This window comes from Mesorhizobium sp. M0491 (genome assembly GCF_040321265.1).
In the GTDB taxonomy this organism is placed as follows: domain Bacteria; phylum Pseudomonadota; class Alphaproteobacteria; order Rhizobiales; family Rhizobiaceae; genus Mesorhizobium.
Window position 1 is genome coordinate 284612 of the sequence record NZ_JAMYRE010000004.1, and the last position, 12548, is coordinate 297159.

Genomic DNA, 12548 nt, shown 5'->3' on the forward strand with positions numbered 1-12548 from the left:
CGGACCAGATTGACGAAGCGTCGATCGGGCTTCGGCGACGCAGGCACAGCCGATTCGTGGGCCGCGCCGGCGACCACACGAGCTTTTCGGCTGTTGCACGTTTCGGTCGCGCTATGATCGCGTTCCTGTCCTGACGCGAAATACTCCGTTTCGCGACAATGATGCCAAGTCACAGTGCTTCGACAAGATGGAAATTCTTGTGATCAATAACGCGCGTCGCGCAGGAGCCAGTGCTGGCCGATGACGGGGCACCTTGTGCTCCGAAGAAGCCATGGCTATGTATCCGGATAGAGAACGGAGGCACGCGATGGGCAACACTGCACAGAAGAGAGCGATCGAGAATTATCGCTCTCGCCTGGCTGAGCGCGGCATCGCGCGGTTCGAGATCCAGGCGTTCGACGCAGACCGCGATCTACTGCGAACTCTTGCCCGAAAATTAACGGAGAGCGGGCCGGATGCCCGACAGCTTCGTCGGACCATACAGCAAGCGGTGGCGGGTGAGCCACCGAAAGCGGGCAGCATTCTCGCCGCGTTGCGTCGCTCGCCTCTGGTTGGCTCCAGTCTCGACCTCAGCCGGCCGCGCCAAGAGGGGCGCAAGATCGACCTGTGACGCGCTACCTTCTTCATACCAATATCATCAGCAACGTCATAAAGCCGGAGCCTTCGGGCTCGTTGCTGGCCTGGATGGGCGCGCAGAAGGACGAAGACCTCTTCATTGCTTCGCTTACTGTCGCCGAAATTCGCCGAGTCATCCTAGAGAAGCCGAAGGGGAAAAAGCGCAGCAGCCTTGAAACTTGGTTCGAGGGCTCCGAAGGCCCGCAAGCGCTGTTCGCCGGCCGCGTGCTATCGTTCGACGAGACAGCCGGCCTCGTGTGGGCGCGGCTGATGGCCAACGGCAAAGCCAGAGGCCGTTCGCGGAGCGCCCTAGACACAATCATTGCCGCTGTAGCCGAAGCCAACGAGTGTGTCGTAGTGACCGACAATGGAAAGGACCTTCGAGGACGTTCAGATAATCAACCCGCTCCGTAGCTCTGGAAGCCAAGCGGGTGATGATAGCTCCAACGGTCCGGCCGATTCAATTTGAGGATTTCAGCGGCACGGAGTCCGAATGTCTCGTGTTCGCCTACCTTTAGCGACGGCTGGATTGATCTTGCTTAGTTCGGCCAGGGACGTCTCTTCCAGTTCCGCTTTAATGCCATCCCGGTTCATCTAGTCAGCTCGATCTACCAACAGCTCGCACGCACGAGCGCCGCGGACAAGGCGCGATCGCAGGGACTGCGCGATACGCGTGTCGAGCTCGTCCATCTTACACTCGCTCTCGTCTTCGAAGGCCTCTCGCCAAACGCCGCTGTAGTCGATCCCGCGTGCGGCTCGGGGGCCTTCTCATCGAGGCTTTCTCGCGACTGGTATGGCGCGCTACCAATGGCAAGTTCGCCCGCCGGGTACTCGTCGGTCTGTACTCTCTGGGCGTCCACATCAACTGCGGAGCTCTTGGTATCGCCGTGTTCTGCCTTTGGCTGGCAGCTCTCGAGCTCGACGAGCAGCCGATCAGCGACACCCGCGACCTCAAGTTCGACCCGGTTGACTCGATAACCCTATTGGCAGATTCAGTCGGGGAGGATCTGCCCACTCCGATCACAAGCCGATCTGTCGACCCCGTGGTCGGGAATTCTCCATGGACCTTCGTGAAGAAGGAATGCAGCGCCGAAAGCCGAAGCGCTTCCGATACATCGACGCCCCTTCCGAATTAGGCATTCCTGCCACTCTATCTAGCCGACCCCCGTGGCCGCGTTGCCGATCGGTGCGCACTGGTCGCCTACATCGCCCCGGCACGTGAAGATCGTCTCTGCTGACGCTCGTTGAGCAATTCAGGCCGCCTCCGGCTGGCGTTTGATCAGCGTCAGCGTCAACCAGCGCGCGGTCAGCGCCGGCTTTTTCGAGCCCTCGATCTCAATCGTCACGCCCAGCGTCGTCTGCACCCAGCCCGACGGCCTGACCTTGATGTCGGCCAGTACGAAACGGGTGCGGATGCGCGATCCGGTTTTCACCGGCGCCAGGAAGCGCAGCGATTCGAAGCCATAGTTGACACCCATCTTGCAGTTTTCGAGCGGCCGCATGGTCTCGAAAGTCATCGCCGACAAAAGCGAAAGCGACAGGAAGCCATGTGCGATGGTGCCGCCGAACGGCGTCTCGCGCTTGGCGCGCTCCGGATCGCAGTGGATGAACTGGTGGTCATCGGTGGACTCGGCGAACTGGTCGATCATCCGCTGCGAGACCACCCGCCACGGCGACACGCCGACTTCCTTGCCGACGCTGGCCAGAAGCTCGTCGAGACTGATCGGTTCCAAGCTAATGTCCTCCATTTCAACCGTCCGAAGCGCGAGCGGCTTCATTCCGTGAACAGTGTCAGCCCCTGCTGCACCGACTGCCGGCCATCCATCGGCAGGATGGCCCCGGTGAGATGACTGCCGTCACAGCTGCACGAATAGAGCGTTCCGCCGGCAATCTCATTCGGCGCACCGATGCGGCCGATCCGAACATGGCTGCAGACGAGCGGGCTTGTACTCGGTCGCGGTGCGCGTCCTGCAGGCCGCCGAAAGCAGCTCGTCTTGCTACGGATGATCATTCCGCCGGCGCCGCTATGCGGTATTGTCGCAGATTGATAAAATCAATTGTCTGGATAGGAACCATCCGTGTCTCGAATGGTGGAGGAGTAGTCCAGCAGACGGGGTGGCTTGTGGTCCTTCTTGAAGCGCGCCGACCTCATTGGCCGCTAGCTGTGAGCCGGCAAGCAGCGCCAGTTCAACGACATTGGGTGTCGAGACGGCAAGCGGCATCAGATGCTACTTCATGATGCGGGATGGCGCTTGCTTCAAGAACCGCTCGCCTGACGTGGAAGCCAGCACCGGATCTGGACTGTCGATATGCGCCCGATATTCGCGCAGCACAGCGGCAACCGGAGCGACGATGATCTCAGCTGTTGCGAGCATGCCAACCTTGGTGCCGGCCACTCTGTTAGCCTGAACCGCAGCGCGCATCTGATCCGCCACCAGACCGGGTTGCGTAACTTGGATTTCCAAGGCGTCTTCCTGGGTTTGCACCGTCAGCGCGCTGACAGCAAGGCAGGTGCGCACGTCAAGGCAAGCGATCGTCTCGATCTCGCGGGCAATTCCAGCCCCACCGCGGGAATCAACCCTACAACAACGAGCACATGCGGTTCTCGCCCCAGCGCCGCTATTGTTCTGTCTTTCGATCCATTCTCGCGTGCGCGCTTCTGGGGCGTCGTTCAGCGCAAGGTCGGTGACCACGGCTGCGCTTTCGGCGCCAGCCTCGAAAAACGCCTTCGAGCCGGTCAGGTTGAGGCCGCCGATGGAGACCAATGGGATCGGCGCGACCTGGTGCTTCCACTCGCTGATCCGCTCGCGCCCTTGCGACGCCCATTCATCTTCTTGAGGCTAGTTGGATAGACTGGGCCGAGCGCCACATACTCCGGCTCGGCCACTGGCGCAGTTCGGTGTGATCGTGGATCGAAAGGCCGAGCTTCAATCCGGCGTATTTCATCATCAGCATCGGCGGCAGCCAAATCCTTTTGACCAATATGGACGAGTCGCAGCCTTCCTCATTGCCGTGCGCCAATAGTCGTTGACGCTCACTTGGCAACCATGGACCGCGCAAGCGTCGTTCGCGCGGCGGATTTCCGTCTGCAGTCCTTTCTCGTCCATATCCTTTATCCGGAGCTGCACCAGACTCACGCCGAGCGGCGCCAGCCGGTCAACCCAGCCGGCACGTCGAAATTCAGATAGAAGGGATCGAGCTTCATGAGAAGACAGCCCTGCCGACCGTCGGTGAGTAGCGCGGTTCGAGCATTCCAGTGCTAGCTTCACGAATGGCATCGACCGCCCTTGCCGAACGCACGCGCCATGCCGACCGGATCGGCCGCCCTCGGGACCGCCGTGTTCAGGAGCACGGCGTCAAACCCGAGCTCCATGACGGTCGCCGCGTACGACGGCCGTCCGAGCCGTGCATCCACAATCAACGGAATGTAGGGGAAATGTCCGCGCATCAACTGGACCTCGGAGCTCAACGCTTCATCGCATTAGAATGAGCGTTCGAAACGCAGGATACCGCCGACACTGCTCTTCTTGTTGGCATTGGCCCAGTTCACTTCGGAAGCTTTCACCTTTCCGACGGCGGAGCCTCCGTAGCGGTCGTAGTCGAGTTCAGCCGTAACTGTGAAATCTGGAAGAAGCGCATAGGCGACGTTCGCAGCGACACCATAGTTCTTGAGCTGATCACCCGAGAGCTGAAGGTTGAACGAAGTTGTCTCGTTGACCTCGTAAGCGGCGCCAGCCCAGAAAGCCCAGTTCCCGCCCCAAATCTTATAGAAGCCGCGACCATGAGCGTCGATCGCGTTCATGGAGTCGTCGTTGAGCTTGCCATTGGAACCGTAGCCGAACATTCCGAACAGCAACAGTTCGTTGGTGACATTGATGTCGACACGGACCTTGGCGGCCACCGATTCGTAGTTGCTATCATAACCAGCAACGCCGGTGATCGCTCCCCAGCCATGTGCGTATTTCAAGCCGCCGACTATGTGCGGAGCGTAGTTGTCGATTGTGCCGACCACGCCTGAGCCTTCTTCGAGCGAAACCACGGCCGAAAAGCCGTTCCCGGCGTCGAAGTAGTACTGGACCACATTGGTATCGAAAGCGCCGTACGGAACCGGCGTCTGGTTGAGTACGTCACCCGCGCCGCCAATAAACATGTCGAAGGCCGACCAGTCCTTACCAACTCGGAGGCCACCAAGCTGAATCCAGGCGAAAGTCAAGATGCTGTCTCCGTTGAAGGCATTGGACCGAGAACTGTCCGAAACCGAAGTGTGGCGGTTACCGAAATCCACGCGGGTTTCGGTGTAGGTCTTCAACGTGCCGAGTTCGGTCTCCTGGCCGGTCCAAGCTTTCAGTGTGAAGCGCGTGTTGTTTTGCCATGTACCCTGATCCTCACCAGTCCTCACATCTGAGGTTCTTGCGTGGTAAAACAATCCGACATCGCCCAAGCCCACGTAGTAGCTAAGATAGCCGCCGATGCGCAGGCAGGTCTCGGTGCCTGAAATGTAGACGTAGCCCGAGCCGTAGACGTCGCAGATCTTGACGTACTCAGTCGGGTCAGGCTCGGCGACGGTGGTCACCGCGCGAGCGTCGGAAACGGCGATCAGTGCCGCAGTTGAGCCGAGGAGGAGGCTCCCAATGGTCATTGTTGATCTCCGTCTAAATAGTAAAAGGAATCGAGACCGATAAATGATTTTGCTAAGCAAACGATTGATAGCGCATCAAGCTGAATTCTGGGAGTGTTGCTGCACCTGTCGTGCTAATGCTCAGGAGAAGTTAGAATGTGATTGAGACTTGTTGTCACATATATTAAATAGTTATCACTCCCAGGCGGTCGTACAACATTTTTGTACAATCACCCTTTTCACCTCCGCGGCGGGCCTCACAAAGGGTACTACTGCAAATGACGTGCCACCCTGACGACCCAGCTGCGGCTTGAAGCTCAACTATGCGGGCGGACCTTGGTTCGCGCTTCCGTTCTTTTGCCTTGCGGATCCACCCAAGCACGAACGGCAAACGTTTCGGCTACGGTTCGTCTGTTCGCTTCGGGACAGTTTGGCTTAATGGCGACGGCATTGTTTGCTTGAGCCCCGCCGTTGAGGCATCATGCGGCGGCCACCGCTCGGTACGACGCCGTCACTTTGGCGAGCTGATGGTCGATAACCACGCGCCGCAGCCTTGCACCACTGAGTCGGTAGGCGCCAGCCTTGACATTGCGGCGGACCAGACGGTCGTGTCGAGCAGGTTTTAGTGCTGAAAGCGGCGCGCCACAGCTAATCTTCTTGCCAGCAATTCACACAACGAGCTCATCGAGACGGCAGAGATCATTATGGGCGGCGCTAGCTGGCGTGCAAAGTCTGGACCCAACACCGTATTGTCTCATCGGATGCGGCATCTGCGCTCAGAAGAATCTCCCACGCGCAGATGAAGGGAAGGGACGGTGGAACAAAACGGTGCGCGTGAGGGTTTCGGCGGGAACACCATCGTCAGTTGCTGACCGAGTGCGCTCAGACCATCGCTGTCCAGCCAAGACTGAACGGCGCCCATTGCTAAAAAATTTCGAGCCCAAAGCGGGACGGACTGACATAGCGCAAAGACGCAGGCGAGCGCAGCGGTAAGGTTGGATGTTATCAGCATGGGACGGTGACCGTTGCAGACCACGAAATTTCGAGAGGCTCGGCTGCCTTGGTACACTATCTATCCGGCTGTGTCGGAGTTCTCTGGGGCGGTCGGCGCCGAGGCTTATGAGGAATGGCTCAGGAACCTGCCGGCTGATGATCCGGTGTCACTCTATCTGCACGTTCCGTTCTGCCGATCAGCCTGCTGGTATTGCGGCTTCCCAACCACCATCACCCGCCATGATGCGCCCATCCTCAACTATCTGGCGGCGCTGCGTGACGAGATCCGTCTGGTTTCGGAGCGAGTGCCGAAGACGCTGCCCGTGAGCGACATACATTTCGGCGGCGGAACGCCGTCTCTCATCGGACCAGCCGAGTTCCTCGCTCTGATGGAGTTCCTGCGATGCCGCTTCGCCATCTCGAAAACAGCTACGGTCGCCATCGAGATAGATCCACGCACGCTCACGCCCGAGATGGCGGAAGGCTTGGGAGCGGCCGGCGTGAACCGCGCGAGCCTGGGCGTACAGAGCTTCGATCCCATTGTTCAAAAAGCGATCAACCGAATCCAGAGCGAGGCCCAGACGTCGGCTGCCGTGGAAGTGCTGCGCCGGCATGGAGTAAGCCGCATCAACTTCGACCTCATCTACGGCCTGCCGCGTCAAACGGTGGAGTCGTGCGTCGAAACAGTGAGGGCGGCGGTCGCCATGCGCCCCGACCGGCTTGCCTTGTTCGGCTACTCGCACATCCCATCCCAAGTAAAGAAGCAGCGCCTCATCGAGGCGGAATTTCTTCCCGACAGCGCTGCCCGCGCTGAACAGTATGCGGCTGTCGCCGTGACGCTGATTGCCGCCGGCTACCGACAGATCGGGCTCGACCATTTCGCCTTGCCGGACGACGAGCTCGCGCTGGCACAGGAAACAGGTCGCCTGCGACGTAACTCGTTGGGCTACTCGGCCGATACCTGCAGAACCCTGATCGGTTTCGGCGCGTCGGCTATCGGCCGCATCGGCCAGGGATACGTTCAAAACGAAGTTACACGGGAGTCCTACATCCAGCACATCGCAGCTGGCCGACTGGCGACATCGAAGGGCCATCGCCTCACAGACGACGACCGCGTGCGAGCCGCAATTATCGAGCGATTAATGTGCGATTTCGAGGCTGACGTGCCGGCAATCTGTGTCGCCCACGGATCTGATCCGATCCATCTTCGCGATTCGGCTGAGCGCTTGGCCATGCTGGCCAAGGACGGGATAGTGGACTTCGAAAACGGCTTTGTCCGCGTACGGCGGGAGCATCGCTTTGGGATTCGCGCTGTCGCTGCCGCATTCGATGTTTTTAGGGATGGCGTTACGTATATCCCGCAGCAGCTTAATGCGATGCAAAGCACGACATAGTCCGGCATCAATGTCTCCGCTTGGAACCGCCGGCCTACTTGCCACGCCGGCCGGGCGCTGGTCTGGCAAGTGGGCTTTCCGTTTGCCCATGCGTTCGTTCCCGGCCCTCACGGGGCGGCGAGTCCCTGCCGTGAGCGCCTCACCCGCGAGGCTACATGGCGGCCGTGGAGATTACCTCAGCAGCGGCGCCCGATCGGAAACCTTAGCACCTCAGCGCTTTGGCGTGGCTGCTTGAACTCTTCGACGGCAACCGCCTCAATTAGCAGGTCCAAGGCTTCGCGGCCCCTTTGACTCATCGGGTCATCCCCACAAAGGTAGTCATACGCTCGATCTAAATGCACTCGGGCGGCGGAAAAATCGCTTGTCATATCATAGAACCCTCTCTACCCGCCCGCATTGCCGTCTACCGAGGTGAAGGTAGTGCAATCGTCAATATATACAGACAAATTTGAATTAAATCGGCCGAGTTCCCTGACCTGATGCCGCCATCGAGCCCGCCGACGACCACTCGCTGGCGCTCGGTCGGTTCATAAATGCCGAGCACCCCGTCCCGAGACCACCTCTGACCTACCTCCTTCGATGCTAGACGCGTGGAAGACATGGCTGCGCCGCCGCTGCGAGAAAGGCGTGTCCCATCGCGCGGCGGCTGCATAGTGGGCAGCCAGCGCCGGGAGCTAATCGGCAAAGCCGCGTGTGGCGATTTTGCATAGCGGGCGCAGGCGAATCGCCACGCCCGTCCAGCATGTCCGATGCCGCGTAGGCCGCCAGGATCCCTGAGCGGAGTGCATGCACGATCCCGCGTGATGACAGTGGATCGGCACAGAACAGGCAGTCGCCCGCCGCGACCCAGCGGTCACCGGCGGCGGGATCGATCGTTGCGGTTCCCGCCGCCTTGATCATGCTGGCGGTCTCGATTGCGTTGGGCGGCACGAGCGGCGCGATGGACTGCGTTGCGGCTAAAGCGCGGTACCAATGTCCGGCTTTGCGCAGTTCGCTGCCCAGATCCGGATCGGTGAGGCACGCGCAAGTCGGCGCTGTACCACCAGCCTTCGGGACGCGCCTCGACGACCATGCTGCAATCGCTCGGTGCGCGGTCGAAAAAGCGTGTGTAGGCGGCAAGATGTCCGTGCATGGTGAGCTTGGCGCCGAAACATCGCGCCAGCCTCCAACTGCGACCGGTCGCCCAAACCACGGCGCGGGCAACGATAGCTTCATCGGCCAGCTTGAGCAGCCAGCCTTGAGCGTCGCGCACTGCCGAACCCACGGCCGAGCCAAACCGCGTGTCCACACCTGCCGCCTTGGCCGCCTGCACCATCAGCCGGTCGAATCGCGTCCGGTCGAGCTGCCAGCCGGCACCTTGAGCGGAAAACATGCCGTGCCGCTCGCTGGGAACTTCATTGGCCCACACCGAAACAAGCGCACGATTTTCAACGAAGCCGGCCTCGGCGAACGGCGTCCAGACACCAAGCTGACGCAGCAGCCCATTCGCTACTGCCGGCAGCACCTCTCCCGGCTTGGGCCGATTATGTCTTCCTGCTTCCAGCAACAGCACGCTCCGCGCGGGTGCATCGTTGCCAACGCCAGTCCAGATGTGGTCGCCGCCGAACGTGATCGTCGCAGCGAGCTGGCGGGACAAAATGCCAACCTCAAGATAGCGTTGGCCCGGATCAGCGAGGCGGACTGAGGAAGACTTTAAATTCAAAAGGTGACACGCGGCAATAGTCGCGTGCCGCTGTAGCCCCAGGCTCCGCTTCACCGTGGGGACCGATCGGACGCACTCTCAGCCTGGGGTTCTTCTCTGCCACCCATCATCGAATTTTGGTGGATTGTCCGTCTCCCGCACCGGTTTGAGCGCGATAGACAAGAATCGCGTTTTCTGTGCCGGCCGGGCTTCAATGAGGGGGATGGCGAAAAGCTGAGTGCTCGGGCTTGCGGGCCGAGCTTGTCGGCCGCTCGATGGAAAGTGTCATCTGAGGCGCTTCCTCTCCCGCGTGCAACTGGAAGACACGCTCGTCCAGTTCCTTGTCCACTTCCGTCAGACGATGATTGAGGCGAAGGTAGTCCGTCCAGGTCGGCGTGCGGAACGTTTCTGTCCAATGCATAGGCTTCTGCAGGTTCCGCTGGAGCGTCCAGTTCCGAGCACCGACGCGGCTGTGTACATGGCGCCGCTGCCGCATGAGGTCGAGGAAGGCCTCGAGATTTCTCTCGGCTATCAGATATTCGATCTTGACCACGATCGGGCCGCTCCTCGGCTTCAGATTGAGAGCGACAGCCGGGGCATCGAATTCCTCCAGAGGATCGGGCTCTGAGTCGCGGCGCTCGCGAAGAGGAAAGAGAACGCCGGCTGCAGCGACGAACATCAGGGAGGCAGCGGAACCCTCCAGCGCCCAGGTCAACGAATGGTTTTCGGCCACCGTGCCCCACACCCAGCTGCCGAGCGCGATGCCACCATCTATCAAAGCATAGTAGATCGAGATGGTGCGCCCCACGACCCAGCGCGGGCTTGCCAGCTGCACGCTCACGCCGACCCCTGACCAGGCGGTGACCCAGCCCGCGCCGCCCAAAGCGAGTGCAATTGCCGCCACCCCGATCGAAGTTGTCAGTGCCAGGGAAAGTGAGCACGCCGCGCAGGCGACGCAGGAGAGCCTCATCAGCCGCTCCTGCGACAAGCTCCGTCTGAACAGGCTGTTGGAGAGGCCGGCGAAGACGGCTCCGGTCCCGAAGCCGGCCATGAGCGCGCCATAGGCGAGCGGGCCTCCTCCCAGCTGATCGCGGACAACCACCGGCAGCAGCGCGAGTATGGCGATGCTCGCCAGGCCAAAGAGGGTTCCGCGCGCGATCGCTGCCTTGATTTCCGATGACATCGCCGTGAAGCGCAGCCCGTCATAGATCGCCGTCCTCATCGACTCGCGTGGAAGAGGGGAAGAACGAACCTTCCACTTGCAGCGCCAAATAGTGCCCAAGGGTACGAAATAGGTGAGCGTGGTCACCGCGAATGCTGCCATAAGGCCAAACGAGGCAACTACAATGCCGCCGAGCGCCGGGCCCACAGTCCGGACGGTGTTGAATCCAACAGAAAGCAGGGTGACGGCAGCGGGAACATCTCGTCGATCCACGATATCGCCAACCGACGCTTGCCAGGCGGGATCATTGAGAGCACCGCCGCTTGCGATCAAGAAGCTGAAGCCGAGGATCATCCACGGACTGACAAAGCCCAGCGCCACCGATGCGGTCAGCATCGCGGAGGCAGTCACCATAAGGCACCGACCGGCGAACATGACCCGGCGCCGGCTGAAATTGTCGGCGAGAGCCCCGGCGAAGACAGACAAGACGAAAGCGGGCAGGTTCGATGAAGCCTGAACCAACGCAACCATCAGATCGGAAGTCGAGATCGTTGCCATCAGCCAGCTGATGGCGACAGTCTGCATCAACCAGCCGAGGCTTGAAACCTGCGTGGCGAGCCAGATCGAGCGAAAGGTGGGCTGCAGAAGTGGCCCAAAGGTCGTTGGTGCAGCCAAATCTTCGTTTGATCCAGCCACCCTACTCATTTTGCGAACCTTTTCTTTCCGTTATTGTCGCTTCCCATGTAATCTAGGCTGAACCGTGGCGGCTTAAGAATAGATGGCCCATTTGCCTACGACGAATGTGGCCACAGTTCCTCCTGACCAGTTGTCAGGCGGCCGGGACGCAGAAATGGGCCGGCTCACTCGCCTTCGACGACATGTTGGTGAGCCGGAATTCACATGTCATTTGAGGCATCATGCTCGTTCGACGCGCTGCCGAGCGATTTTTCGCGAAACTGTTACCCTGTTCTTTTGTTGGAAACTCACTCATCAGCGACGTTCGATGCTGAGTGTGGCTTCCGAAAGTGAGGACGCTTGCAGATCTTTGACAGGATCAGTTCCCTGATAGATGCAGACGATTGCCAGGCCGCGATCGAAGACGCGCGCGCCCTGCTCCTTCAGTTCGGACAAAAGTCTGACGCGCTCACACATGCGATCGACGAGTTTCTGCTCGACCTGATGACATTAGCCACTATCCAAGTTCCGCGTCGCGAAAGTTCTCCGGAGGGGTGCTGCGACAGCGCGAATACGTTCATCGCCATTTGAAACGTTTCAGCCCACAAGTCATCATGGGCGGATCTTTTCATATCCGGATATCAGTGAAGCGACCATGTAACCTGAATTTAGGCTTTCGGTGCGCGTTAGATGCCATGCCGTCGTGCCGAGATCGAGAACAAGAGGGCCGTGTCCAAAATCGTCAAAATCGACAAAGTGGACCTTCCCCTGGTGAACGCGAGTATTGCCTGTCCAGGCGTCGCCGTGACACAGGCCGGCTGGAAGGGAGTGCAACTCAGATCGCCGTAAGCACGCCAAGTAGTCGTGCTCAATCAATCCCGAGACTTCGCGGCTCTCAAGGATGGGAGAAAGTGCCAGCAATGTATCTTGGACTATCGCTATCGGCTCAAGGCTTCGGATGTCGCCGCAAGTGACAGTCGGCATGGCCAGGTGCAGTTGCGCGATGGACGCTCCGAACTGCGCCATACCAGTCGGTGTAAGCTCGATCGGATCGCCATCGACACTTTCGAAAAGGCAAGCGTGACGAAGGCCACCACGACATGCCAATCCAAGGATATGGCCGGACCGATTGGCCGTGGCGACAGGGCGGCTTACACCCACATTCGCGCAGTCAGGAAACTGCGCCAGCAGGGTTGCCTCGGCAATGTTCTGCGAAAGGGGCCTTCCCGATGCCCGGTAGAGCCGGTAATAGAAATGCTTCTTCCCCGCACGTGCCCGATAGGTACGGTTGACGCCGGTCAATGGCGTCAAAACCGATCGAGTAATGGGAAGAGAGCCAAGCCTTGTCGATATCATTCGTGGGCGTCAAATACACATTCAATCCGACGCTGCAAAATCCGAGGCCCCCAT

At 59.9% G+C, this 12548-nt stretch carries 10 protein-coding genes and 3 pseudogenes; 4 read left to right on the forward strand and 9 right to left on the reverse strand.

Annotated features, from left to right (window positions below; all coding sequences use genetic code 11):
* Positions 1-307: 307 nt before the first annotated feature.
* Positions 308-610, forward strand: a complete 303-nt coding sequence (locus tag NKI69_RS07005) for a hypothetical protein (protein WP_352720658.1) — start codon at positions 308-310, stop codon at positions 608-610.
* Positions 607-1084, forward strand: a pseudogene (locus tag NKI69_RS07010) (PIN domain-containing protein). Before NKI69_RS07005 ends, NKI69_RS07010 begins: the two are co-directional and overlap by 4 nt.
* A gap of 784 nt (positions 1085-1868) precedes the next feature.
* Here the strand turns inward: NKI69_RS07010 and NKI69_RS07015 are convergent.
* From NKI69_RS07015 to NKI69_RS07035, 5 genes and pseudogenes are all read right to left on the reverse strand, one after another.
* Positions 1869-2363, reverse strand: a complete 495-nt coding sequence (locus NKI69_RS07015; RefSeq protein WP_352720660.1) for a MaoC family dehydratase — start codon at positions 2361-2363, stop codon at positions 1869-1871.
* A gap of 480 nt (positions 2364-2843) precedes the next feature.
* The gene (locus tag NKI69_RS07020) at positions 2844-3254 is read right to left on the reverse strand and encodes a bifunctional hydroxymethylpyrimidine kinase/phosphomethylpyrimidine kinase (RefSeq protein WP_502900159.1); all 411 of its coding nucleotides are present in this window, start codon (positions 3252-3254) and stop codon (positions 2844-2846) included.
* Positions 3246-3820: pseudogene (locus tag NKI69_RS07025) on the reverse strand (thiamine phosphate synthase); the annotation flags it as partial. The gene NKI69_RS07020 and the pseudogene NKI69_RS07025, both read right to left, overlap by 9 nt.
* Positions 3817-4078, reverse strand: a pseudogene (locus tag NKI69_RS07030) (thiazole synthase); the annotation flags it as partial. The pseudogenes NKI69_RS07025 and NKI69_RS07030, both read right to left, overlap by 4 nt.
* A gap of 18 nt (positions 4079-4096) precedes the next feature.
* A complete protein-coding gene (locus tag NKI69_RS07035; protein WP_352720662.1) occupies positions 4097-5254 on the reverse strand; it encodes a porin in 1158 nt (385 codons plus the stop codon).
* Between the two features lie 1004 nt (positions 5255-6258).
* Between NKI69_RS07035 and hemN the strand changes: the two genes are divergently transcribed.
* On the forward strand, positions 6259-7620 hold the full coding sequence (gene hemN / locus NKI69_RS07040) for an oxygen-independent coproporphyrinogen III oxidase (RefSeq protein WP_352720664.1): 1362 nt from the start codon (positions 6259-6261) through the stop codon (positions 7618-7620).
* A 176-nt stretch (positions 7621-7796) separates the two neighbouring features.
* On the opposite strand, the gene NKI69_RS07045 is transcribed toward hemN, so the two are convergent.
* The 3 genes from NKI69_RS07045 to NKI69_RS07055 all read right to left on the reverse strand — a co-directional run bounded on the left by NKI69_RS07045 (position 7797) and on the right by NKI69_RS07055 (position 11168).
* Positions 7797-7988, reverse strand: coding sequence for a hypothetical protein (locus NKI69_RS07045; RefSeq protein WP_023727257.1), 192 nt, complete (start codon positions 7986-7988; stop codon positions 7797-7799).
* Between the two features lie 485 nt (positions 7989-8473).
* Positions 8474-9256 (reverse strand): NAD(P)/FAD-dependent oxidoreductase, encoded by a 783-nt coding sequence (locus tag NKI69_RS07050; RefSeq protein ID WP_352720666.1) that lies wholly within the window; start codon positions 9254-9256, stop codon positions 8474-8476.
* A 256-nt stretch (positions 9257-9512) separates the two neighbouring features.
* Positions 9513-11168: an MFS transporter gene (locus NKI69_RS07055; protein ID WP_352720668.1), complete on the reverse strand. Its 1656-nt coding sequence runs from the start codon at positions 11166-11168 to the stop codon at positions 9513-9515.
* A gap of 330 nt (positions 11169-11498) precedes the next feature.
* Here NKI69_RS07055 and NKI69_RS07060 point away from each other — a divergent pair, with 330 nt between their 5' ends.
* Entirely contained in the window at positions 11499-11729 is a 231-nt protein-coding gene (locus NKI69_RS07060) for a hypothetical protein (protein ID WP_352720670.1), read from the forward strand.
* Between the two features lie 21 nt (positions 11730-11750).
* On the opposite strand, the gene NKI69_RS07065 is transcribed toward NKI69_RS07060, so the two are convergent.
* Positions 11751-12440: a phosphotransferase gene (locus NKI69_RS07065; RefSeq protein ID WP_352720672.1), complete on the reverse strand. Its 690-nt coding sequence runs from the start codon at positions 12438-12440 to the stop codon at positions 11751-11753.
* Positions 12441-12548: the final 108 nt, after the last annotated feature.

What these genes read in the sequence shown, in the direction of transcription:
- NKI69_RS07015 (WP_352720660.1), bottom strand. Translation starts at nt 2,363, where the DNA reads ATGGAGGACATTAGCTTGGAACCGATCAGTCTCGACGAGCTTCTGGCC.
- NKI69_RS07035 (WP_352720662.1), bottom strand. Translation starts at nt 5,254, where the DNA reads ATGACCATTGGGAGCCTCCTCCTCGGCTCAACTGCGGCACTGATCGCC.
- NKI69_RS07005 (WP_352720658.1), top strand. Translation starts at nt 308, where the DNA reads ATGGGCAACACTGCACAGAAGAGAGCGATCGAGAATTATCGCTCTCGC.
- NKI69_RS07045 (WP_023727257.1), bottom strand. Translation starts at nt 7,988, where the DNA reads ATGACAAGCGATTTTTCCGCCGCCCGAGTGCATTTAGATCGAGCGTAT.
- NKI69_RS07055 (WP_352720668.1), bottom strand. Translation starts at nt 11,168, where the DNA reads ATGAGTAGGGTGGCTGGATCAAACGAAGATTTGGCTGCACCAACGACC.